The following is a 23,225-nucleotide window of genomic DNA, read 5'->3' as shown; positions in this document are numbered from 1 at the left end:
GATTGCGGGAGTATCTGCTCGTCTTCGCGGTGTCGGCGGCGATCACGTTCCTGTGCACGCCGGTCGCACGGTGTTTCGCGGTCCGGGTCGGCGCGGTCGCCGGTGTCCGGGACCGTGACGTCCATGCGGTCCCGACGCCACGGCTGGGCGGCCTGGCCATGCTCGCCGGGCTGGCAGCCGGGCTGCTCGTCGCCGACCAGCTCCCGTTCCTCTCCGCGGTCTCCGAGGACTGGGCCGAGCCGCACGCGGTGCTGATCGCCGGCGCGCTGATCTGCCTGCTCGGCGTCGTGGACGACCGGTGGCCGCTGGACGCGGTGACAAAGCTCGCGGGCCAGGTCGTGGCCGCCGGGGTGATGGTGCTGCTGGGCATCCAGTGGTCCTTCGCGGTGAACCCGGACAGCGACACGACCTTCAGCCTCGGGCCGGAGACGGCCGTGCCGCTGTCGATCCTCGCCACGGTGATCCTGGTCAACGCCATGAACTTCATCGACGGGCTGGACGGTCTGGCCGCCGGGGTCGCGGCCATCGCGGCGGGCTCCACGTTCTACTTCGCCTACGAGGTCGCCGTTATCAACCACTTCTCCCGGGCCGCGCCGGCCGCGCTGCTGGCCGCCGTCACCGCCGGTGTGTGCGTCGGCTTCCTGCCGCACAACTTCAACCCGGCGAGGCTGTTCATGGGGGACTCCGGCTCGATGCTGGTCGGCCTGCTCTCCGCCGCATCCATGATCTCGGTGACGGGCCAGGTGGCCTATGGCGGATATGCTGGGCCGTCCCGGTCCCTGCCGTCCCTGATCCCGTTGGCCATCCCGTTGGCGGTGCTCGCCGTGCCCTTCATCGACCTGGGGCTGGCGGTGGTCCGCCGGACCAGAGCCGGCCGCTCCCCGTTCRCCCCGGACAAGATGCACCTGCACCACCGGATGCTGGAAATCGGGAAATCCCACGTCCGGGCCGTGCTCATCATGTACTTCTGGGCGGCGCTGCTTGGTTTCGGCGGGGTCGCCGCGTCCTTTTCCCGGCAGCCGCTGCCGATCCTCGCCGGTGTTGTGGGTCTTGGTCTCGCGGGGCTGCTGGTGTTGTTGCTGGCCGGTCAACGATCCGTGCGGCGCGCATGATCACCGCTGCTGGGCGGACGGTCAGAGCCGGTCTGCTGGTGCTCGCCGCCGTCGCGGTCCCGGCACTGCCGATCGCCGGCTTCGCCCGTGGCGCGAACGGACTCGCCGCCGTCGCCGCCGGTCTCGTTCTCGTCGCGTTGTTCTTCACGGCGAGCAAGCTCGCGGTGAGCGTTGTCGCCCGCCGGATGCGGGCGATGGTGCTGCCCGCGGCGCTGGGCACCTATCTGATGAAGACCATTATTCTGGGTGTTCTGCTGGTGACCCTGGAGGGCTCCGACAGCGTCGACCTGATCGCCTTCTCCTGGGCCGTCCTGGTGGGTGTTCTCGGCTGGGTCGGTGCCGAGCTGTGGGTGGCCACCCACACCCGGGTCCCGTTCTACGATCCGGACGCCTTCCGCGCGCGGGGCGACTCCCCACGTGACACCCTGAACACGTGAGCGACGCCGAACGCACCCCCGGGGACGCTGGAAACAGCCCCGGTACGGGTGGTGGGCCGCGTCGCCCGTACCGGCCCGGCCTGATCTCCGGCGAGATGTGGAGCGCGTTCGGCACGCTGCTCGCCGGTACCGGCTTCTGGGGGCTGGTCGGCTACGGGATCGACCGTGTCACCGGGATCGGCACGGTCTTCCTGCCGGTGGGCGTTGTCGTCGGGATGGGGGCCGCGCTCTATCTTGTGATCTACCGGGCGATGCGGCGCCAGTGACCCGGGCCGGTGGTCCGCGGCCCGGCGGTGCCGATGCGGATGGTTCCCGGGTGTACACCGATCATGATCGATAGTCTTTTGGCCCGTTGGGCAGGCGCGGACTGTTGCTTCGTGTGATCGCATGGTCTCGAAGCGTCTATCCTGGGGCAACGGCAGGAAACTTTCGGGTGCCGTTTGTGTGAACGGGCGAGTGAGCAACCTCTGCTCGGCCCGGACTTGATGCCGATGGCGCCGGGGTGTGGATAGTATCGCCAGTACCGAGTGTCGGCTCGCTGACATCCGGTGTGAGTCGTATCTCTTGGTGGTCTTGCCAGTTCATGATCATAGGGTATCGATAGATGGTYATGCCTGGCGGCCGGCTGTGTCCGGTGATCGTCATGTCTGGTATGCCAGGTGCACGAGTGGGATGCGGCCTGCGCCGGGTATGGCTGTTCGCTTGGACCAGATAGGGTGAGTCCACACCGCCGCCGGTACGGCTGCGTCTCTTTTCCGCTGGTGAGAGTATATTTTGATCATGGAGGTGTACGTCGTGCCGGTCCCCCCGGTCCTCGCGGACGAGGGCTTCCACGGCCCGACCAAGGAGGTGTTCCAGACACCCCACTGGTTCGACGTCGAGCTCGGACCGGTCGACTTCTACCTGAACAAGGCGACCGCCCTGGGGATCTTCGCCGCGCTCGTCGTCGGTGTGGTCTTCTGGCTGGGTTTCCGGCGCGCGACGGTTGTGCCACGCGGGGTGCAGAACGTCTGTGAGTCCATCTACGACTTCATCGACACCTCGATCGCCCGGGACGTCATCGGAGAGCAGGGCCGGAAGTACACGCCCTACCTGGTGGTGCTGTTCACCTTCGTACTGGTCTCCAACGTGCTTGCGATCATCCCCGGCGCACAGTTCCCGCCGACCTCGCGGATAGCGATTCCGATCGTTCTCTCCGCCATCACCTACGTGCTGTTCAACCACGCCGGGATCAAGGCTGTCGGCGCCCGCGCGTATTTCGGCCACATGGTCAATCCGGCGCCGACGGCGCCCTTCCCCGTCAAGCTGCTGCTCGGGCCGATCGAGCTTCTGTCGACTCTGATCGTGCGTCCGTTCACGCTGGCGGTCCGGTTGTTCGCGAACATGTTCGCCGGCCACATCCTGTTGCTGGTGTTCTCGCTCGGCGCGGACTACCTGCTGCCGAAGCCGCCCTTCGTCTTCGGTGTCGCCTCGTTGCTCATGACGATCGTGCTGACCGGTTTCGAGCTCGTCATCGACTTCTTGCAGGCGTACATCATCACTATTCTCACGGCCGCCTTCATCGGCGGCGCGCTTGAGGAGCACGGGGACGAGCACGACAGCTCGCACTCGGTCGACCAGGTGCCCGCCGTCAGCGGCGCATCCGCCGCGGCACACGCATAAGGTTCGGACACCCCGATCAGCACCGCGGCAGGTCGCGGTGCCCGACTGGAAAAGGAATAATGACATGGCAGACACCTCTTTGGTGCTTGCTGCTGCCGACCAGGTGAGCGGCTCTCTCGGCGCGGTGGCCTACGGCCTCGCGGCCATCGGGCCCGGCATCGGTATCGGTCTTATCTTCGGGCTCGGCGTACAGGCCATCGCCCGGCAGCCAGAAGCTGAGCAGGTCGCTTTCCGATACATGATCATCGGCTTCGCGCTCGCGGAAGCACTGGCCCTGATCGGTTTCGTCGTCCCGTTCGTCTTCCCCTAGGCCGGGGGAGACACCGTGGCTATCTCGACACTGCTGCTCGCGGCCGAGGAGGGTGGTGGGCACTCGGACGAAAACGTCCTTGTCCCGCCGGTGAGCGAGCTGCTCATCGGTATCCTGGCCTTCGGTCTGCTGGTGGCCTTCTTCTTCTGGAAGGTCTACCCGCAGATCAGACGGACGTACGCCGAGCGCAGCGACCGTATCGAGGGCAACCTGGCACGCGCCGAGCGCACCCAGCGAGAGGCCGAGGACCTGCTCGTCTCCTACCGCCGGCAGCTCGCCGAGGCCCAGGACGAGGCGGGGCGCATCCGTCAGGACGCCCGTGAACAGGGGCAACAGATTCTCGACTCGCTACGCGCGCAGGCCGGCGAAGAGGTTGCCGAGATCAAGGCCCGTGGCGAGGCTCAGCTGGCCGCCGAGCGGGCCCAGGTCGTCGCCCAGATCCGGCGCGAGATTGGCGAGATCGCGCTCGAACTCGCTACCAAGATCGTCGGTCACGAGCTGCAGCGGGACGACCGCCAGCGGCAGCTCATCGACGACTTCATCGCCGGGCTGGACCGTCCGGCGGAGGGCACGACGGTCCCGGCGCCGGCCGGCCCGGGGGGCTGAGGCGTGGACGGATCCAGCCGTCGTTCACTGGCGGTGGCGCGGGATCGGCTCGACGAGCTGACCGCGCTCCCGCCGCCGGGTACCACGACCCCGAGGCCTGCCGCCAACCTCGCCCGGCTCGCGGACGACCTCGACGGGGTGGTGGACCTGCTCGACCGCGAGCTGGTCGTCCGCCGCGCGCTGACCGATCCGGGCATGCCCGGATCGGCCCGTTCCGAGCTCGCGGCCAGGCTGTTCGGCTCAAAGATCTCGCCAACGGCACTGGAGATCGTGCAGGTCGCGGTCACCGGGCGCTGGGCTCGGCCGCTGGACCTCCAGCAGGCGTTGGCCGAGCTCGCCGTCGAGGTCCTGCTCGCGCAGGCGCAGCGCAACAACGTCCTCGACGACGTCGAGGACGAGCTGTTCAGGTTCGGCCGGCTGCTCAACCGGACACCGGAGCTGTCGCTGGCCCTGAGTGCCCCGGCCGCCCCGGTGTCGGCCAAGCAGGCGCTGGTGGCCAGGTTGCTGGACGGCAAGGCCCACCCCGTAACCGTTCGGCTCGTCCAGCGTGCGGTTACCGAACGTTACCACGGTGACCTCGAGCGCCGGCTCGAACAGCTCACCACGATCGCCGCGGCCCGGCGCAACCGTCTGGTCGCGGTGGTGCTGAGCGCCGTCCCACTCGCGGGCGACCAGATCTACCGGCTGCGGACGGCGATCAGCCGTTATTTTGGCCGTGATGTGCAGCTCCAGGTGGACGTCGACCCCGCTGTGCTCGGGGGCGTCGTCGTGCGGGTCGGTGACGAGGTGGTCGATGRCAGTGTCCTGCGCCGCCTCACCGACGCACGCCGGCGACTGCTGCGGTAGGGCGCTCCCGTGGACATCCAGATCTCGCCGCCCGATCTGCGGGACGTGCCCGCACCATCTGCTGAAGGACCAAAGCGATGACTGAGCTCTCCATCCGACCGGAGGAAATCCGCGCCGCCCTCCGGGACTACGTCGACTCCTACCAGGCATCCGCCGGAGAGCGCGAGGAGGTCGGCCGGGTCGTCGTCGCGGGCGACGGCATCGCGCGGGTCGAGGGTCTGCCGCACGCCATGACCAACGAGCTGCTGGAGTTCCACGGCGGGGTGCTCGGCCTCGCGCTCAACCTGGACGTGGGCGAGATCGGCTGCGTTCTGCTGGGTGAGTCCGAGCACATCGAGGAGGGGCAGGAGGTCCGCCGCACCGGCGAGATCCTCTCCGTCCCGGTCGGGGACGGCTTCCTCGGCCGGGTCGTCGACCCCCTCGGCCGCCCGATCGACGGCCTCGGGGAGATCGTCTCGACCGAGAGCCGGGCCCTTGAGCTGCAGGCGCCCACGGTCGTGCAGCGCCAGCCGGTCAAGGAGCCGTTGCAGACCGGCATCAAGGCCATCGACGCGATGACCGCCATCGGGCGTGGCCAGCGCCAGCTCATCATCGGCGACCGGCAGACCGGCAAGAGCTCGGTCGCCCTCGACACGATCATCAACCAGCGCGAGAACTGGGCGACCGGGGATCCGAAGCTCCAGGTCAAGTGCGTCTATGTGGCGATCGGCCAGAAGAAGTCGACGATCCGGGACGTTCTGAACACCCTGGAGGAGACCGGCGCGCTGGCCTACACGACCATTGTCGCCGCTCCCGCCGACCAGCCGGCCGGTTTCAAGTACCTCGCGCCCTACACCGGTTCCGCGATCGGCCAGCACTGGATGTACAACGGCCAGCACGGCCTGATCGTCTTCGACGACCTGTCCAAGCAGGCCGAGGCCTACCGGGCCATCTCGCTGCTGCTGCGTCGCCCGCCGGGCCGTGAGGCCTACCCCGGCGACGTCTTCTACCTGCACTCCCGGCTGCTCGAGCGCTGCGCGAAGCTCTCGAACGAGCTCGGTGGCGGGTCGCTGACCGGTCTGCCGATCATCGAGACCAAGGGCAACGACATCTCCGCCTACATCCCGACGAACGTCATCTCCATCACCGACGGGCAGATCTTCCTCGAGACCGACCTGTTCAACCAGGGTGTCCGGCCGGCCATCAACGTCGGTACCTCGGTTTCCCGGGTCGGTGGCAGCGCCCAGGTCAAGGCGATGAAGTCCGTCGCCGGCCGGCTGCGTCTCGACCTTGCCCAGTACCGCGAGCTGGAGGCGTTCTCGGCGTTCGGCTCCGACCTGGACAAGGCGTCGCGCGCCCAGCTCGACCGGGGCGCGCGCCTGGTCGAGCTGCTCAAGCAGCCGCAGTTCCAGCCGTTCTCGGTCGAGCGCGAGGTCGTCTCGATCTGGGCGGGGACGACCGGCCACCTCGACGAGGTGCAGATCGGCGACATCCGCCGGTTCGAAAGCGAGTTCCTCGAGTTCGTCGAGCGGACCCAGCCGGGGCTGTTCAAGACGATCCGCGAGACCGGCAAGCTCGACGACGACACCCTCGCCGCGCTCGAGCATCTGATCGCGAAGTTCAAGACCGAGTTCGCGCTCTCCGGCGGTCAGCCCCTGATCAACGAGCCGGTGCCCGACACCCTGGACCCCGCCGAGGTGGAGCAGGAGTCCATCAAGGTGCACCAGCCGAAGCCGCGGGACGAGGACTAAGCCATGGCCGGTCAGCTCCGCGAATACCGGCGCCGCATCCGGTCGGTACAGTCGACCAAGAAGATCACTCGGGCGATGGAGCTCATCGCGGCGTCCCGGATCGTCAAGGCCAAGGCAAGGGTGGCCGCGTCCCGGCCGTACGCCGACGAGATCACCCGGGTGATCTCCGCGGTCGCGTCGCAGACCACGGTCCGCCACCCCCTGACGACCGAGCACCCCGAGGCTCGCCGCGCGGCGGTTCTCGTGATCACCAGCGATCGTGGTCTCGCTGGCGGCTACAACGCCAACGTGCTGCGTCGCACCGGTGAGCTGCTGGAACTGCTGCGCGCCGAGGGCAAGGAACCGGTCCTGTACGCGGTCGGCCGCAAGGCCGTCACCTACTACCGGTTCCGCGGCAGGGAGCTGGCCGGGGAGTTCACCGGCTTCTCCGAGCAGCCCGGTTACGACAACGCCAAGGAAGTCGCCGACGCGCTCATCGCGCGGTTCGTCGAGTCGAGTGAGGCCGCTGGCGTGGACGAGATCCACCTGGTTTTCACCGAGTACGTGAACACGCTGACGCAACGGCCGGTTGCCCACCGCATCCTTCCGCTGGTGCTGGAGAAGACCACCGAGCCCCCGCCCGGTGGCCCGCTCCCGCAGTACGAGTTCGAGCCGTCCGCCGAAGGTGTCCTGGACGCCCTGCTGCCGCGGTACGTCGAAAGCCGGCTGTACGCGTCCCTGCTGGAGTCCGCGGCATCCGAGTCGGCGGCGCGGCAGCGGGCGATGAAGTCCGCGACCGACAACGCGGGTGAGCTGATCAAGACCTACACCCGGCGGGCCAACGCGGCCCGTCAGGACGCGATCACGCAGGAGATATCGGAAATTGTCGGAGGCGCCAACGCACTCGCTCAGGCCTCCTAGGCTGGCTCAGGCAGGGCAGCGGAGCTGAAGGCGGTGCGATGCTGTTTGTCGCACTGCCGGAGGCTCAGACAGGGCAGCGGAGCTGAAGGCGGTGCGATGCTGTTTGTCGCACTGCTGGAGGCATAACGGAGCTGAAGGCGGCGCGGCCATGCCTCTTGCGTGGGCGGGTCCCGAGGGAAGCACCGGCATCGACGACCGTCATAACCAAGAAGATCAACCAGACCTGATGTTGCGGGCATCCACACGGAGTGGCCGGTGGCTTCAGGGCACAAGTGAAACTGCCCGAAGCCACCGGCATCCTTCAGGTAGCGGCCGGTGACTTCAGGGCACAAGTGAAACTGAGGACGCCATGACCGTCACCACCACCTCGCCCGCCGCGGCGGAGGGCAAGGCCCCTGGGAWCGGCCGGGTCGCCCGTGTAATCGGCCCGGTCGTCGATGTGGAGTTCGCGCCCGAGGAGATCCCCGAGATCTACCGCGCGCTGCGCGTCGACCGCACCATCAACGGACAGACCGCGACCCTCACCCTCGAGGTCGCGCAGCACATCGGTGAGAACACCGTACGGACGATCTCCATGCAGCAGACCGACGGTCTGGTCCGTGGGGCGCCCGTCCAGGACACCGGTTCGCCGATCACCGTCCCCGTCGGCAACRCCACCCGAGGGCACGTGTTCAACGTGCTCGGCGAGCCGCTGGACGTCCCCAGCGTCGACACCGACGTGCGCCGGTCGATCCACGCCACGGCGCCCGCCTTCGACCAGCTCGAGTCGAAGACAGAGATGTTCCCGACCGGGATCAAGGTCATCGACCTGCTGGCGCCCTACGTCCGCGGTGGGAAGATCGGCCTGTTCGGCGGCGCGGGCGTGGGCAAGACGGTCGTCATCCAGGAGATGATCAACCGTGTTGCCAAGCAGTTCAGCGGTGTCTCGGTGTTCGCCGGGGTCGGGGAGCGTACCCGTGAGGGCAACGACCTGTTCCTGGAGATGACCGAGGCCGGCGTCATCAACGACACCGCGCTGGTCTTCGGCCAGATGGACGAGCCACCCGGCACCCGGCTGCGGATCGCGCTCGCGGCGCTGACCATGGCGGAGTACTTCCGCGACGTCCAGAAGCAGGACGTGCTGCTGTTCATCGACAACATCTTCCGGTTCACCCAGGCCGGCTCGGAGGTCTCCACCCTGCTCGGACGGATGCCGAGCGCGGTGGGCTACCAGCCGACGCTGGCCGACGAGATGGGCGTCCTGCAGGAGCGGATCACCTCGACGCGTGGCCACTCGATCACCTCGCTCCAGGCGATCTACGTCCCCGCGGACGACATCACCGACCCGGCGCCGCACACCACCTTCACCCACCTCGACGCCACCACGGTGCTCTCGCGGGCTATCTCCGACCTGGGGATCTACCCCGCCGTCGACCCGCTGGACTCCAGCTCCCGCATCCTCGACGCCCGCTACCTCGGGCAGGAGCACTACGACGTCGCCCGCGAGGTGCAGCGCATCCTGCAGCGCTACAAGGACCTGCAGGACATCATCGCCATTCTCGGTATCGACGAGCTGTCCGAGGAGGACAAGATTCTCGTCAACCGGGCGCGGCGCATCCAGCGCTTCCTGTCGCAGCCGTTCTTCGTCGCCGAGCAGTTCACCGGTATCCCGGRCACCTTCGTCCCGCTCGAAGAGACGATCAAGTCCTTCAAGAAACTGACCGAAGGCGACTACGACCACCTCCCCGAACAGGCGTTCTTCATGTGCGGCGGTATCGAGGACGCCGAGAAGAAGGCCAAGGAACTCCTCTAACGCGAACGTTGTGATGTGACGGCAGGAAGGACGGCAGCGCGATGCCGATACGGGTGGCGATCGTCTCGCCGGAGCGGGAGGTGTGGTCAGGGGATGCCGACATGGTCATCGCTCGGACCACGGAGGGTGAGATCGGGGTGCTGCCCAGGCACGTCCCGTTGCTCGGGGTTCTCGTCCAGGGCGGTGAGGTGCGGATCAAGATCGGTAACGAGACCCTGACCGTCGCGGTGGACGGCGGTTTTCTGTCCGTGACCGACCAGGGCGTGAGCATCCTCGCCGAGCACGCGACCCTGTCGACCCCCACCACCTGACCCGGACCAGCGGCACCGAGAAGGCCGGTGGTAACGCGGAGAACCACAACCGCGTCACCACCGGCCTTTGTTGCGTTGTCAGCTGTTGGGTTGTCAGCGGCCCGCGCCGGGCTGCCAGAGGACGTCGCCGCCGGGGTTGGCGACACGGGAGAGGATGAACAGCAGATCCGAAAGCCGGTTGAGATAGCGGACGGGCAGGGGGCTGGTGCGGTCCGGATCGTCTTCCAGCAGCGCCCAGGCCGAGCGTTCCGCGCGGCGGGCCACCGTCCGCGAGACATGCAGCAGGGCGGCGCCGGGTGAACCGCCCGGCAGGATGAACGAGTTCAGCTTGGGCAGACGCTCGTTGTACCGGTCGCAGGCTTCCTCAAGGCGGTCGATGTAGGCCTGGCTCACCCGCAGCGGGGGGAACGACGGGTTGTCCACGATCGGTGTGCACAGGTCGGCGCCGAGGTCGAAGAGGTCGTTCTGCACCTGGGCAAGTAACGCCCGAACGTCCTCGCTGAGGGCGCCGAGGGCCAGCGCCACACCGATGGTGGCGTTCGTCTCGTCCACGTCCGCGTACGCGGCCAGCCGCGGGTCGGTCTTGCGGACTCGGGAGGTGTCGCCGAGCGCGGTCGTACCGTCGTCCCCGGTCCGCGTGTAGATCCGGGTCAGGTGGATGGCCATGTCGCCACACTGTAGGCGCTCCACCGGTTCTCACGCGCGCGAGTTCCTGTGATCGCGGGCTTGCCGGCCGGCCCGCGTTTCGGCGCTGGTGCCGCCAGGTGGGGTGGCCCCGGCGGCCACCCGGGTCCCGTGTCGGTACTTGAGCGGATTTTTCTCGGTGGCAAAAACTTCCCGCACCGGAATGGCGGTCACGGGATTTTCGCGGTGGGCCGAGGCGGACGGGGCTTTTCTCGCGAGTCGGCCGGTTGGCCCTGCTGGGGACGGGCGGAGCGGGCCGGCCGGGTGCCGATCCGGCCTTGCCGTGCCGGTGGGCCGACCCCGGACAGYGGCCGACAAGGCCCTACCATCGACTTCCGTGGAACGGTTCGTCGCCACGGGCGGCTGTCAGCTGGTCGGCGGGGTGGATGTCCCGGGAGCGAAGAACTCCGTGCTCAAGCTGATGGCCGCGAGCCTGCTGGCGTGCGGCCGCACGACTCTTCGCTCGGTACCCGACATTCTTGACGTGAACGTCATGGCCGACGTCCTGCGCGCGCTCGGGGCGAGCGTCGAGCGGGACGTCGCCGAGAGCTCACTGTCGATCGACGTGCCGGAGCGGCCCGCCGCCGCGGCCGACAGCGATCTCGTCCGGCGGATCCGGGCGTCGGTGGTGGTGCTCGGGCCGCTGGTCGCCCGGTRCGGCGAGGCACGGGTGGCGCTTCCCGGTGGGGACGCCATCGGCGCGCGCGCGCTCGACATGCACGTCAGCGGGCTGGCCAAGCTCGGCGCCATGGTGGACGTCGAGTCCGGGATCCTGGTGGCCCGTTCATCCGGCCGTCTGCAGGGGGCGTCGATCTGGCTGGACTTCCCCAGCGTCGGCGCCACCGAGAACCTGCTGATGGCCGGGGTGCTCGCCAAGGGCACCACGGTGATCGACAACGCCGCCCGGGAGCCTGAGATCGCCGATCTGTGCGCGATGCTGGTCTCCATGGGCGCGCGTCTCGACGGCGCGGGCACGTCCACGCTGGTCATCGAAGGGGTCGACGAGCTGCGGCCGACCACGCACGACACCGTCGCGGACCGGATCGTCGCCGGCACGTTCGCCATCGGCGCGCTCATGACCGGCGGCGACGTGCTGGTCCGGGGCGGCCGCGCCGACCATCTGGAGATCGTGCTCGACAAGCTGACGACGGCCGGCGCCACCGTGGACACCCGGCCGGACGGCTTCCGGGTCCGCGCGGAGCGCCCGCCGCGTTCGATCGACGTGGTGACCCTGCCCTACCCGGGCTTCCCGACGGATCTCCTGCCGCAGACCATTGCCCTGGAGGCGGTCAGCGAGGGCGTCTCCCTGATCACCGAGAACGTCTTCGACAGCCGCTTCGTGTTCTGCCGTGAGCTGAGCAAGCTCGGCGCGGACCTGCGCACCGACGGCCACCATGTCGTGGTGCGCCGCAGCGACCGCCTGGTCGGTACGCACGTGGCGGCCTCGGACGTGCGGGCGGGGGCCGGGCTCGTGCTGGCCGGCCTGGTGGCCGAGGGGATCACCAGCGTCAGCGAGGTCCATCACATCGACCGTGGCTACGCTGCCTTTGCCGAGCAGCTGCGCCTGCTCGGCGCGGACATCCGGCGGGAGCCACGCGATGGGCCGGACGCGCGGCGGGACGATCGCTGAGCGGGCCGGCCGTCGAGCAGGCTGGCCCGGGCCCAGCGGGCACGGGCGTGGACCGGACACGGGGGCGGACGCGGGCCCGGCTGTTGTCAGGCCCGGTCCTGTCCGTCAGGCCCAGTCCCGTTCCGTGCCAGCCACCACCGCGCGGGCCCGCATGGAGTCCTCGGGAAACACCATGACGTGCCAGGCGGCGGTGTGGTGACGCCGTAGCTTCCCGTCGGCGTTCACCTGGATCGGGCCGAGTGCGGCCGTGCCCGAGGTTGACCGGATCCCGTGCTGGCGCAGGAGCTGGCGCAGCCGGTCCGCCTCCGATGATGTGCGCAGCGTGGCCACAGGTACCAGCATGCCGAAGTCGGCATGCTGGAAGGGGGCGTCCGGGTTGCCGCGCGTCCGGGTCGGTGTGAAGACCCATCTGCACACCGCCACGAGTACGGCGGTGGCGGCGACGGCGATGGCCGGACCGATCGTGTAGTGCAGGCTGTTCAGTGGCACCGTCACCTCCCGGCTGTCCGGGCCGGCGGGCCGGACGGCCTTCATCGTCTCAGCGCCGCCGGCCGCGCGCAGGCGTTCGCGCGTGGGTCGCGTCGCAGTCGTAAGCGTAATCTTGGGTAAACATAGCGTTATAGTTGTTCGTATTGCGTGTTTATATTCCTGTCAAGTTGCGGTACTTCCGTGCGTGACAATCCTGCCGCTGTACACATCAGCCCATCTGAACGGCCACTCTGCGACCATGGATACTGGCATTACAGATGAGGCGTCACACGCTTCGCCGCTGGCGCGACACGAATCGAAACGGAGGGTATGGAAACCGTCGGCCGAGATACACGGCCGGCCACGTCCGACAACCTCTGATCGCCGGGCATGCCCTGGCCGGCCTTCAGGTGACACGAACGCAGCTTCGCCCGTGTCGCCGGAAGGAAGGCCCTGGGTGCTTGCGGATGCCCGACCGGTCAGGGCGTGGATCAGGGGGGACGGGGGGACGGGAGGCCTGATGGGCAAGAACGTGACGTTTCGTAACGACGGCGGCAGGGAGTTGCAGACTGTGCGCCTGCACGGCCGGGTCGACGTGCGGACGRTCGGTGATCTGCGGCTGCGCCTGCACACCGCGATCGACTGCGGCCGGGGGCGGCTGCGGGTGAACGTGGCCGGTCTGGAGCTCGCCGACCAGGCGGCGCTCGGCGTGCTGCTCGGTGGGGTGCGGCGGGCCCGGCGTTCCGGGCGGTCGATGGTGCTCGTGGACGTACCCGACGATCTGGGCAGGCTGCTGTCGGCGAACCGTCTCGGACGTTTCCTCCAGGTCGAGGACGCCGACCTGTTCCATGTCGGTCATGCCTGATCCGCGGTAACCGGCCGCTACGCGGCGACCGGCCGGCACGCCGGATCGGCCGGTGTGGTGGGCTGTGGCCGACCAGCGTGGACGGCGGTGCCCCGGTGCCGGGGCGTGGCCGTGCACCATGGGATGATGGAGCCGGCCGGGGAGGAACATGCTCGACGTCGATGCGCAGCGGCTGAACCCAGCGGATGGTCCCGCGTACCGCGCAGGCGGTGGCCAGCCCACCGACCCGCGCCGCCCGCTGGTCATCGCGGGCGCGTTCGCCGCCGCGATCGGTCTGGGAGTGGCCATCGGCCTGGCCACGGCACCGACGAAGACACCCGCCCCCCGGCCGGCGCCCACCGTCGCGCCCCCGGCTGAGGTGCAGCCGCCGCTGGAACCGTCCGCCTGGGAGGGCAGCCGCCAGCCGGGCGCGGCCCACCAGATGCGGGTGCGGCCGGTGGACAGGCGGGCCTTCAGCGCGAGCCTCGCGTACGCCCTGCGGGAGGGCGGCACCGCGGGGGTGGCCACTGACGAYGTCGTCATACCGCAGGGAAAGCTCTTCTACGGGGCTGTCGAGGGCGTCGACAGCGCCGCCGACGAGTACTGGGCCGTGGGCCTCGCGCAGGTCGCGGGCGTCACCCCGGCCCCGCCGAACCCGCAGGTGTGGAAGCGGGCGGGCAACGGCCCGTGGCAGCGGATCGCGCAGGGTCCCGGCGCCTGCGACGGCCTGCCCACCGGCCTGTTCACCGTGTGGCAGGGCCGCCCTCCGCTCTGTTCGGGCGGCTGACGACCCGCGCCGGTACGCTTCTGGACGTCCGACAATCCCTTCGGGAACGGGTGCGGCGATGGCGGATGCGGCACGGCAGGACCTCACCGAGCAGGCTCGTCCCCAGCGGGACCGGCCGTGGATCATCCGAACCTACGCGGGGCACTCCAGCCCGGCCGAGACCAACGCCCTCTACCGCCGGAACCTGGCCAAGGGGCAGACCGGGCTCTCGGTCGCCTTCGACCTGCCGACCCAGACCGGCTACGACCCCGACCATGAGCTCGCCCGCGGCGAGGTCGRCAAGGTCGGCGTGCCGATCGCCCACGTCGGCGACATGCGCGCGCTGTTCCACGACATTCCGCTGGGCCAGATGAACACCTCGATGACGATCAACGCGACGGCCATGTGGCTGCTCGCGCTCTACCAGGTCGTCGCGCAGGAGCAGGGCGCGGACGTGGCCGCACTCGTCGGCACCACCCAGAACGACATCATCAAGGAGTACCTCTCCCGCGGGACGTACGTGTTCCCGCCGGCGCCGTCGCTGCGGCTGATCACAGACATGATCGCCTACACGGTGACCGAGATCCCCAAGTGGAATCCGATCAACATTTGCAGCTACCACCTGCAGGAGGCGGGCGCCACCCCCGTCCAGGAGATCGCCTACTCGATGTGCACGGCCATCGCCGTGCTCGACGCCGTGGTCGCCTCCGGGCAGGTGCCGGCGGAACGCACCGGCGAGGTGTGCGCCCGGATCTCCTTCTTCGTCAACGCCGGCGTCCGCTTCGTCGAGGAGCTGTGCAAGATGCGGGCGTTCACGCGGCTGTGGGACACCCTGCTGCGGACCCGCTACGGCGTCGAGGACCCGCGGCACCGGCGGTTCCGCTACGGCGTCCAGGTCAACTCCCTCGGCCTGACCGAGGCGCAGCCGGAGAACAACGTCATCCGGATCGTGCTGGAAGCCCTCGGGGTGACGCTGTCGAAGGACGCCCGCTGCCGGGCGCTGCAACTGCCGGCCTGGAACGAGGCGCTCGGCCTGCCCCGGCCCTGGGACCAGCAGTGGTCCCTGCGCATCCAGCAGATCCTCGCCCACGAGACCGACCTGCTGGAGTACCCCGACCTGTTCGAGGGCTCCGTCGTCGTGGAGCGCCGGGTGGCCGACCTCGCCGAGGCCGCCCAGGCCGAGATCGACCGGGTGCAGGCCATGGGAGGCGCGGTCGCCGCGGTCGAAAGCGGCTACATGAAGTCCGAGCTCGTCCGTTCGCACGCGACCCGCCGGGTGCGCATCGAGTCGGGCGAGGACGTGGTGGTGGGCGTCAACGCCTTCACCACCACCGAGCCGAACCCGCTGCTCGCCGACCTGACCACGGCCATCCAGACGGTGGACCCGGCCGTGGAGGAGGCCGCCCGCACCGACATCGCGACATGGCGGGCCGGCCGCGACGCGCGTGCCGTCGACGAAGCCCTCCAGAACCTGCGGGACACGGCGAAGACCGACGCGAACCTGATGCCGGCCACCCTCGCCTGCGCCCGTGTGGGCGTCACCACCGGCGAGTGGGCCGGTGCCCTGCGGGAGGTGTTCGGCGAGTACCGGGCCCCCACCGGGGTGTCCGCCGCGTCCTCGGTGCACGCGGGCGGCCGGCAGCTCACCGACGTGCGGGAACGGGTCGTGGCGACCGGGAAGGAGCTTGGCCGCCGGCTGAAGTTCCTCGTCGGCAAACCCGGCCTGGACGGRCACTCCAACGGCGCCGAACAGATCGCCGTGCGCGCCCGGGACGCCGGTTTCGAAGTGGTCTACCAGGGCATYCGGCTCACGCCCGCGCAGATCGTCGCCGCCGCCGTGGAGGAGGACGTCCACGTCGTGGGCCTGTCGGTGCTCTCCGGCTCGCACATGGAACTGGTGCCGCTGGTACTCGACGGGCTGCGCGCGGCCGGCGTCGGGGAGGTACCCGTGGTCGTCGGCGGCATCATCCCGCCGGCGGACGCCGAGCGGCTGAAGGCCCTCGGCGTCGCCGAGGTGTACACGCCGAAGGACTACGGCCTCACCGAGATCATGGACAGCGTGGTCGACGTCATCCGGGCCGCTGGCGGCCTGGACCGACCACAGCCCACCAGCTGACCCGGTTGGACTCCGAGACGCTGACTTCGCGGAGAGTAGTCGTCGCGGAAAGTGACTGATGCCTGGTGAGAGCCTCAAAGGCCTGGTGAGAGATGTTTCGCCGGCCCGGGACCGATGTGCGAGGTGGCCGGCGGGCGCGTAGCGTGCCCAAGATGGTCCCCGACACTCCGTCCCTGGACGACGCGGTGGCCCTGGCCACCCGAGCCCATACCGGCCAGCTTGACAAGATCGGCGAGGAGTACATCGGCCATCCGCTGCGGGTCATGCGGGTGGTTGCCGCCATCGCGGACGGCGCCGGGGTCGACCACGAGTACGCGCAGATGGCGGCGGTGCTCCACGACGTCGTCGAGGACTCCGCGATCACCTTGGACGATCTGGTCGCGCTCGGTTACCCGCCTGCGGTCGTGGCGGCGGTCGACGCGCTCAGCCACCGCCCGGGGGAGCCGGTGGAGGACTACCTCGCCCGGGTCGCCGCCGACGATCTCGCCGTCGCCGTGAAGCGGGCGGACATGGCCGACAACGGTGACCCGACGCGGCTGATCAGGCTGCCCGCGGAGCGGGCGGACCGTTACCGGCAGCGTTACGCCGACCGGATGCGCCTGCTCGACGACCTTGTCGCCGCCCGGCGGGCCGCTGGGAAGGCCGCCGGAGCCGGGGAAGCCGCTGCGGCAGCCGACGCGGACGCCCACCGGAAGCCCGCCGAAGAAGCCGGGGAAGTCAGCGGAACCGAGGGCGTCGGCGGAACCGAGGGCGTCGGCGGAGGAGACGCCCAGCGGGCCGGCGGAAGGGCGGCCGCGCGGGGGAGCGGCCCGCCGGTCGCGTCCACCCCCTGACGCTAGGCGGCCGGCGATGCCCACCCGCCCGGACGCCTCCCGAGACGGTGCCCCACAGGACAGCGCTCCACAGAGTGGCGCTTCGCCGGGCGGTGTTCCGCGGGACAGTGCTTCACCGGGCGGCGCTTCGCAGAGTGGCGCTTCGCCGGGCGGTGTTCCGCGGTGCGGTGCCCCACGGGACAGTGCCTCACAGAGCGGCGCCCCGCAGGGCAGCGCCCCGCGGAACACTGCCCCGCGGAACAGCGCGCCATGGGAGGACGTCCCGCTGGAGGATGCTCCGGAGCCGCGGGCCAGGCGTCTGGACCGGAACTGGAGCGAACTGCTTCAGGAGATCCGGGTGGCGCAGACCGGTGTGCAGATCCTCTTCGCCTTCCTGCTGACCCTCCCCTTCACCCAGCGCTGGGACCAGGTCACCGACTTCCAGCGGGCGCTCTACCTGGCCACGCTGCTGGTGGTCGCCGCCGCGTCCGCGCTGCTGATCGGCCCGGTGGCCTACCACCGGATCATGTTCCGCCGGGGTGCCCGCGCCCGGCTGGTCGCCGCGGCCAACACCATGGCGCTGGCCGGACTGGCCATGCTGGGCGTGGGGATCAACGGCGCCGTCCTGCTCGTCGTCGACGTGCTGATGGGCCCGCTCGCCACCGTCCTGATCTGCTCGGCGACCGCGGCGTTCTTCGTTGCGTTGTGGTGGGCGCTGCCGCAACTGACCCGCTGGGAGCTGACAGCCATCCACGAGGACGCCCAGGATTCGCGACCACCCGCCCCCGGTGCACCCGCCCCCGGCGCACCCGACGCCGGACCGCCCCACCCTGGCCCGCCCGGGGCCGGCACGCGGTAAGGTGCGCAACCGTGCGTCTTGTGATAGCGCGGTGCAGCGTCGACTATGTGGGCCGACTGACGGCACACCTGCCCAGCGCCGTCCGCCTGCTGCTGGTGAAGGCGGACGGATCGGTGTCCATCCACGCGGACGGGCGGGCCTACAAGCCGCTGAACTGGATGAGCCCGCCATGTGCGATAGCCGAGGCGGACGGTGTCTGGCGGGTGACCAACCGCGCGGACGAGCAGCTCGTCATCACCCTTGAAGAGATCATGCATGACTCCTCGCACGATCTCGGCGTGGATCCCGGCCTGCAGAAGGACGGCGTCGAGGCGCACCTGCAGGTCCTGCTTGCCGATCGGCCGGACGCGATCCAGGAGGGCCTCACTCTGGTGCGCCGCGAGTACGAGACCGGCATCGGCCCGGTCGACCTGCTCTGCCGGGATCCCGACGGCGCCAGCGTCGCGGTCGAGGTGAAACGCAAAGGCGAGATCGATGGCGTCGAACAGCTCACCCGCTATCTCGCCCGGCTGCAGGACGATCCTTTCCTGCCGCACCCGGTACGCGGCATCCTGGTAGCCCAGTCGATCACCCCACAGGCCCGCCTGCTCGCCGCGGACCGCGGCCTGACCTGCGTCACCGTCGACTACGACGCCCTGCGCGGCCTGGCCCCCGCAATCCCCACCCTGTTCTGACAATGACTGATGGCCGTGAGTCGGGCGTCGGGCAGGGCACAGCGGCGGAAACGTCCCGCAGTGAACGGACCGATCTCCCGGTGGTATGTCTCGGCACCGTCATTACGAGCGAGGACGTCCGCGCCATGGACGACGACGGCCCGGCCGAATATGGTCACCTGGCCGCCCGATTTCAGGAACGAAATCCGTAGAAGTAGGCTCCTCGTTCGCCGCCCACGGCCAGGCCGTGACCGTCGGGAGTCCAGACGCAGGCGTGCAGGCGCCCATCGGCCCGCATCATGGTGACGGCGTCTCCGGAGGCTCCGTCCAAGATTAGTATGTCCCCGTCGTGGCCGGCGGTGGCGAGCCGGGTGCTGTCCGGGGAGATCGCCAACGCGGTCACCTGCCCGGTGTGGCCGATGGGGGTGCCGATGCGGCCGGCGGCTCGGTTCCAGATCCCTATGCTCCCGTCGTCGCTGCCGGTGGCGAGCCAGGTGCCGTCCGGGGCGATCGTCATCGCGGTCACGTTGCCGGTGTGGCCGGTGAGGGTGGTGATGACGCGGCTGGTGGCTGGATCCCAGATCCGGATGACCCCGTCGTGGCTGCCGGTGGCGAGCCAGGCCCCGTCTGGCGCGATCGCCAGCATGGTCGTCCAGCGGGTGCGGCTGGTACGGCTGGTACGGGGGGCGCGGCGGGTACGGGTGGGGACGGGGTTGCCGGTGGCCAGGTTCCAGATCCGCGCCGTCCCATCCTCACCGCTAGTAGCGATCAAGCTGTTGTCCGGTGCGATCGCCAGCATGGTCACCCGCCCGGTATGGCCGATGAGAGTGGCGGTGCACAGGCCGGTGACCCGGTCCCAGAGCCGTACCTCCCCGTCGAGGCTGCCGGTGGCGAGCCAGGTGCCGTCCGGTGCGATCGCTACCGCGGTCACCCAGCCGGTGCCGCCCGTGAGGACAGCGGTGGGATGGCCGGTGGCCCGGTCCAGGATCGCCACTGTCCCAAGGCTGTCGCCCACGACGAGCCAGGTGCCGTCCGGGGCGATCGCCGTCACCTGCGCACCCGTGCTGAGGGTGGCGGTGAGGCGGCCGGTGGCCCGGTCCCGGAGTCGCACCGCCCCGCTGTAGTGGATGGCTGCGAGCCAGGTGCCGTCCGGGGCGATCGTCACCGYGGTTACGTCGCCGGCCGGGCTGGTACGGCTGGTGAGGGTGGCGGCGGCCGGGTCCCAGATCCGTACCGTCCCGTCCCCGAAGCTGCCGGCGGTGGCGAGCCAGCTGCCGTCCGGGGCGATCGCCAGCTTGGTCGCCGCGGCGGTGTGGCCGGTGAGGGTGCCGGTGGCGCGGCCGGTGGCCGGGTCCCAGATCCGTACCGTTCCTTCGTCGTAGCTGCCGGTGGTGGCGAGCCAGGTGCCGTCCGGCGTGATCGCCAGCGCGGTCACCTCGTGGGTGTGGCCGGTCAGGGTGTGCAGAAGGGCGGAGGATGCCGGATCCCAGATCCGGACCGTTCTGTCGTCGCTGCCGCTGGCGAGCCAGCTGCCGTCCGGGGCGATGGCTAACGTGATTACCCAGGCGGTGTGGCCGGTGAGGGTGGCGGTGGCGCGGCCAGTGGCCGAGTCCCAGATGCGTATGGTCCCGTCATGACTGCTGGTGGCGAGCCAGGTGCCGTCCGGTGTGATGGCCAGTGCGGTTATCCAGGCGGTGTGGCCGGTCAGGGTGTGCAGGAGGGTGGCGGTGGCCGAGTCCCAGATGCGTATGGTTCCGTCGTGACTGCCGGTAGCGAGCCATCTGCTGTCTGGTGCGATGGCCAGCGCGGTCGCCGCGTCGGTCTGATCGGTGATCGTGTGCAGGAGGGTGGCGGTGATCGGGTCCCAGATGCATATGGTCCCATCGTTACCGACGGCGGCGAGCCAGGTGCCGTCCGGTGCGATGGCCAGCTCGAGTACTGAACCGGTGCGGCTGGCGAGAGTGCTGGTGAGAGTCCCGGTGGTCGGGTTCCAGATGTGTACGGTCCCATCCCGGCTACCGGTGGCGAGCCAGGTGCCGTCCGGTGCGATGGCCAGCACGGTCACCTGACTGGTGAGGGTGGTTGTGATGCGGCCGGTACTCCGGTCCCAGATCCGTACCGTTGCGTCATCATAGCTGCCGGTGGCGAGCCAGGTGCCGTCCGGTGCGATGGCCAGCGCGGTCACCCGGCCGGTGTGGCCGGCGAGAGGGCGCAGGATGGCGGGATCGGGGATGTCCGGCGGCGTCCAGCGGTTGAGCAGTGCTGGCTGGCCGGACCGGCCTTGTCGGACGGTGACCTGGTCATGCCAGTGGGCGAGTGGCTCGATGCGGCTGTACAGGATCGCGGACAGTGCGTGGGTGGGCTGCGTTGGTCCGAGGAGGTGTGCGGTGCGGGCGAGGTCACGGGCCCGTTCCGCGGCGGTCGGGGTGGGGATACGGGAGAGGTCCCGCCAGGGGGATGTGGGCCCGCGTTGGCACAGCCGGGTCTCGACCCAGCGGAGGTCGCTGGCGAGGGCTTCGRCCTGGTCGGTGCGGCCCGCGGCGAGCAGGTGGTCGATGGCATGGTCCAGCAGGTATCCGTCGGTCAGCTTCCACCATGCGGCCGGCGGTCGCGGTGCCGAGGGCGCGAGCGGTTCGGCTGCCGGCAGGCCGGCCTCGACCGCGTCCACCAGCGCCTCGTTGAGAGCGGTCAGGCGGGCGGGGCCGAGTTCGCCGCGCAGATAGTCGCGGATGACGTCGTGCAGGGTCACGCTGCCCCCTGCCTCGTGTTTCAGGGTGAGCAGGGACAGGCTGTCCAGCTTCAGGCACAGGGCCCGTGACTGTCTCTCGGTGTATGCGCCCGTCGCCTCCCACAGCCGGGCCACGAGGGTCACCGGGACGGTCTCGTTCGCGGCGAAGATCCCCAGTTCGACGAACCGGTCCCTGCCGTCCGCGAGCAGCAGCCGGGCCGCGGCCTCCACGGTCGCCCGCACGGCCTTGCCACGCTCGTTGGGATCATTAAGTTTGTTGGCGTCATCAGGATCTGGTGGTGTCAGTGGATCGTCCACCGCCGCTGGTCCCTGCGCCCGCAGTTGCCGTAGCGTCTCCTCGGCGACCGCGGTGGCATCGGCGCCCGTGTCCACCTGATCCTTGATTATTCCGTTGGTCAGGTGCAGCAGCAGGGGCCAGCGTCCGGTTGTCGCCAGCAGATCCCACGTCAGGACCTCTGGCAGGCGCGGTAATCTCCACGTCAGTACCTGACGGGCCTCTGCGTGAGACATCCTGTCGACCAGAACCGGTGGCGCGCCGGAGCCGGTTGGGAGAATGGTGGGGACGCGTGTGGTGACCAGCCGCACGCACCGACTGCCGCCCCGAAGGAACGGGTCAAGCTGTTCCCGTTCYCAGATGTCGTCGAGAACAAGCAGAATACGGGGGCGCTGGTCCAGGAGCCCGCCCAGACGGGCCCCTGCCAGCTCCGGGTCGTCAAAGGTGGTGGTGTCTCCTGTGATCAGATGAATGACCTGGTTGACCTTTGAGGCGATGCTGGCCCGGCTCCGCTCATCGCKGCCCATGGTGACGAAGTAGACTCGATTTTTGAAGTGCTTCCGCACCTTTTTGTCGGCGCACACGACTTTGGCCAGTGTCGTCTTCCCGAAGCCGCCCGCGCCGGTCAGCACCGTGGTGATTCCTACCGTGCCGCCCTGCCGCGAGCACACCGCGGCGACGACCGACGCGACTTCCGTACGCCTGATCACCCATTCGGGCACGCTCGGCGGTGCCGGCGGCGAATCGTCCGCCCCCGCCGGCGGACGATTCTGTATCCGTTCCAGTAGCAGAGTCGCCGCCGCGCCCAGCACGGCCAGAATGAGAACCGACCACCAGGGGTGTCGACGCAGGAGGTCCAGCGGGCCTGGAAAGCGGTCTTCCGATGAGGCTGGACCGGCAGCCAGCCCGCCGAGAACGGCTGCGGCGCCTGCCGTGACCGCCAGCGTGACGATTACGACCCGGCGTAGCGCCCCTGCCCCCACCCGCGGCCCCTGTCCCGCTCGCAATCCGTCGTTATTGATGAAATCGCGTCCGATCTGGTTCGATTGACGAATTTTATATCAGATATCCACTGTCCGTCGTACGTGGAGGGCGTCGTACGTGGGTGGCGTGTCGCGTGGGTTGTTCGGCTCCAGCTCGACGGAAAAGGCTCGCCTTTCGGGTCGGGTTTGTGTGGGGAGCGGGTCCGGCCGAGTGCTACCGGACATCGACCATGCTCATTCGAGACAGTCCGCGTCGGCGGTGAACAGGCGCGGCGCCGAAGGATGCGCTGGCGGCCCACGCTGCCCGTGGCCGATGATCATCTCGCTGGCGGTGGGTACTGGCCGATCGGACTGTCCGGTGCCGGCGGGTCGCCGGATACTATTAGTCATGGCTGCGGCCCATGACTATGAGGACATGCACCATTTGGTGGACCGCCTCACCCTCAGCCAGGTGYGGCGGTTGCGGCTGCTCGTCACGCAGGACGAGGAACTCTCCCGGGTTGTCGAGGAAGCCGGTGGACGGCCCGCGGTCGAGACGCCCTCCGAAGACGTCGTTCCGGCGGGGCTGCTGGCCCTGACCGGCAGCATCCGTGGCCCGGCGGATCTAGCCGAGCGGCATGACGATTACATCCGCGAGCGTATGCGGTTGCGTTTCGKCGATTCGGTGTGATTGCGACCGTA

The 23,225-nt window shown here is 69.4% G+C and carries 23 protein-coding genes; 20 read left to right on the top strand and 3 right to left on the bottom strand.

Translation table 11 applies throughout. The annotated features are described in order from the left end of the window. The first annotated feature begins 2 nt into the window (after positions 1 to 2). The 11 genes from BL254_RS08260 (at position 3) to BL254_RS08210 (ending at position 9,706) form a co-directional block, all read left to right on the top strand. Positions 3 to 1,112, top strand: coding sequence for an MraY family glycosyltransferase (locus tag BL254_RS08260; RefSeq protein ID WP_076842986.1), 1,110 nt, complete (start codon positions 3 to 5; stop codon positions 1,110 to 1,112). Further along, positions 1,109 to 1,549 (top strand): hypothetical protein, encoded by a 441-nt coding sequence (locus tag BL254_RS08255; RefSeq protein ID WP_047221630.1) that lies wholly within the window; start codon positions 1,109 to 1,111, stop codon positions 1,547 to 1,549. Before BL254_RS08260 ends, BL254_RS08255 begins: the two co-directional genes overlap by 4 nt. Then, the gene (locus tag BL254_RS08250; RefSeq protein ID WP_047221631.1) at positions 1,546 to 1,815 is read left to right on the top strand and encodes an AtpZ/AtpI family protein; all 270 of its coding nucleotides are present in this window, start codon (positions 1,546 to 1,548) and stop codon (positions 1,813 to 1,815) included. Before BL254_RS08255 ends, BL254_RS08250 begins: the two co-directional genes overlap by 4 nt. 514 nt (positions 1,816 to 2,329) lie before the next feature. After that, entirely contained in the window at positions 2,330 to 3,211 is an 882-nt protein-coding gene (gene atpB, locus BL254_RS08245; protein WP_047221632.1) for a F0F1 ATP synthase subunit A, read from the top strand. Positions 3,212 to 3,275: 64 nt separating this feature from the next. Further along, the gene (locus tag BL254_RS08240) at positions 3,276 to 3,521 is read left to right on the top strand and encodes an ATP synthase subunit C (protein ID WP_013875004.1); all 246 of its coding nucleotides are present in this window, start codon (positions 3,276 to 3,278) and stop codon (positions 3,519 to 3,521) included. 15 nt (positions 3,522 to 3,536) lie between these two features. Next, a complete protein-coding gene (locus BL254_RS08235; RefSeq protein WP_047221633.1) occupies positions 3,537 to 4,127 on the top strand; it encodes a F0F1 ATP synthase subunit B in 591 nt (196 codons plus the stop codon). 3 nt (positions 4,128 to 4,130) lie between these two features. Continuing rightward, positions 4,131 to 4,973: a F0F1 ATP synthase subunit delta gene (locus BL254_RS08230; protein WP_076842985.1), complete on the top strand. Its 843-nt coding sequence runs from the start codon at positions 4,131 to 4,133 to the stop codon at positions 4,971 to 4,973. 77 nt (positions 4,974 to 5,050) lie between these two features. After that, positions 5,051 to 6,703: a F0F1 ATP synthase subunit alpha gene (gene atpA, locus BL254_RS08225; RefSeq protein WP_047221635.1), complete on the top strand. Its 1,653-nt coding sequence runs from the start codon at positions 5,051 to 5,053 to the stop codon at positions 6,701 to 6,703. Between the two features lie 3 nt (positions 6,704 to 6,706). Further along, positions 6,707 to 7,603 carry a F0F1 ATP synthase subunit gamma gene (locus BL254_RS08220; protein ID WP_013875000.1) on the top strand — a complete coding sequence of 299 codons (897 nt, stop codon included), beginning with the start codon at positions 6,707 to 6,709 and terminating at the stop codon, positions 7,601 to 7,603. A 349-nt stretch (positions 7,604 to 7,952) separates the two neighbouring features. Beyond that, positions 7,953 to 9,395 carry a F0F1 ATP synthase subunit beta gene (gene atpD, locus BL254_RS08215; protein ID WP_076842984.1) on the top strand — a complete coding sequence of 481 codons (1,443 nt, stop codon included), beginning with the start codon at positions 7,953 to 7,955 and terminating at the stop codon, positions 9,393 to 9,395. Between the two features lie 41 nt (positions 9,396 to 9,436). Further along, on the top strand, positions 9,437 to 9,706 hold the full coding sequence (locus BL254_RS08210; RefSeq protein ID WP_047221636.1) for a F0F1 ATP synthase subunit epsilon: 270 nt from the start codon (positions 9,437 to 9,439) through the stop codon (positions 9,704 to 9,706). A 93-nt stretch (positions 9,707 to 9,799) separates the two neighbouring features. Here BL254_RS08210 and BL254_RS08205 read toward each other — a convergent pair whose 3' ends face one another. Beyond that, positions 9,800 to 10,372 carry a cob(I)yrinic acid a,c-diamide adenosyltransferase gene (locus tag BL254_RS08205; RefSeq protein WP_076842983.1) on the bottom strand — a complete coding sequence of 191 codons (573 nt, stop codon included), beginning with the start codon at positions 10,370 to 10,372 and terminating at the stop codon, positions 9,800 to 9,802. Between the two features lie 355 nt (positions 10,373 to 10,727). Between BL254_RS08205 and murA the strand changes: the two genes are divergently transcribed. Then, a complete protein-coding gene (gene murA / locus BL254_RS08200) occupies positions 10,728 to 12,020 on the top strand; it encodes a UDP-N-acetylglucosamine 1-carboxyvinyltransferase (RefSeq protein WP_076842982.1) in 1,293 nt (430 codons plus the stop codon). A 105-nt stretch (positions 12,021 to 12,125) separates the two neighbouring features. Here the strand turns inward: murA and BL254_RS27630 are convergent, their stop codons facing one another. Further along, a complete protein-coding gene (locus BL254_RS27630; protein WP_052914255.1) occupies positions 12,126 to 12,554 on the bottom strand; it encodes a hypothetical protein in 429 nt (142 codons plus the stop codon). Positions 12,555 to 13,008: 454 nt separating this feature from the next. Between BL254_RS27630 and BL254_RS08190 the strand changes: the two genes are divergently transcribed. The 7 genes from BL254_RS08190 to nucS all read left to right on the top strand — a co-directional run bounded on the left by BL254_RS08190 (position 13,009) and on the right by nucS (position 18,559). Next, the gene (locus BL254_RS08190) at positions 13,009 to 13,353 is read left to right on the top strand and encodes an STAS domain-containing protein (protein WP_076842981.1); all 345 of its coding nucleotides are present in this window, start codon (positions 13,009 to 13,011) and stop codon (positions 13,351 to 13,353) included. Positions 13,354 to 13,501: 148 nt separating this feature from the next. Then, on the top strand, positions 13,502 to 14,119 hold the full coding sequence (locus BL254_RS08185) for a hypothetical protein (protein WP_076842980.1): 618 nt from the start codon (positions 13,502 to 13,504) through the stop codon (positions 14,117 to 14,119). Positions 14,120 to 14,177: 58 nt separating this feature from the next. Further along, entirely contained in the window at positions 14,178 to 16,214 is a 2,037-nt protein-coding gene (locus BL254_RS08180) for a protein meaA (protein WP_076842979.1), read from the top strand. Positions 16,215 to 16,366: 152 nt separating this feature from the next. Beyond that, entirely contained in the window at positions 16,367 to 17,047 is a 681-nt protein-coding gene (locus BL254_RS08175; protein WP_083730928.1) for an HD domain-containing protein, read from the top strand. A 47-nt stretch (positions 17,048 to 17,094) separates the two neighbouring features. Continuing rightward, positions 17,095 to 17,427, top strand: a complete 333-nt coding sequence (locus tag BL254_RS29310) for a pentapeptide repeat-containing protein (protein ID WP_371390296.1) — start codon at positions 17,095 to 17,097, stop codon at positions 17,425 to 17,427. Next, entirely contained in the window at positions 17,313 to 17,885 is a 573-nt protein-coding gene (locus BL254_RS28955; protein WP_047221711.1) for a DUF6328 family protein, read from the top strand. Before BL254_RS29310 ends, BL254_RS28955 begins: the two co-directional genes overlap by 115 nt. Positions 17,886 to 17,896: 11 nt before the next feature. Next, positions 17,897 to 18,559 carry an endonuclease NucS gene (gene nucS / locus BL254_RS08165; protein WP_047221640.1) on the top strand — a complete coding sequence of 221 codons (663 nt, stop codon included), beginning with the start codon at positions 17,897 to 17,899 and terminating at the stop codon, positions 18,557 to 18,559. Positions 18,560 to 18,731: 172 nt separating this feature from the next. Here nucS and BL254_RS08155 read toward each other — a convergent pair whose 3' ends face one another. Next, positions 18,732 to 22,271, bottom strand: coding sequence for an NB-ARC domain-containing protein (locus BL254_RS08155; RefSeq protein ID WP_139342219.1), 3,540 nt, complete (start codon positions 22,269 to 22,271; stop codon positions 18,732 to 18,734). A 586-nt stretch (positions 22,272 to 22,857) separates the two neighbouring features. Between BL254_RS08155 and BL254_RS08150 the strand changes: the two genes are divergently transcribed. Continuing rightward, the gene (locus tag BL254_RS08150) at positions 22,858 to 23,214 is read left to right on the top strand and encodes a hypothetical protein (RefSeq protein ID WP_217699249.1); all 357 of its coding nucleotides are present in this window, start codon (positions 22,858 to 22,860) and stop codon (positions 23,212 to 23,214) included. Positions 23,215 to 23,225: the final 11 nt, after the last annotated feature.

This window comes from Protofrankia sp. BMG5.30, from assembly GCF_001983005.1.
Lineage (GTDB): Bacteria > Actinomycetota > Actinomycetes > Frankiales > Frankiaceae > Protofrankia > Protofrankia coriariae.
The sequence above is the reverse complement of the archived record's forward strand: the minus strand, read 5'-3'. Positions and strand labels throughout refer to the sequence as shown.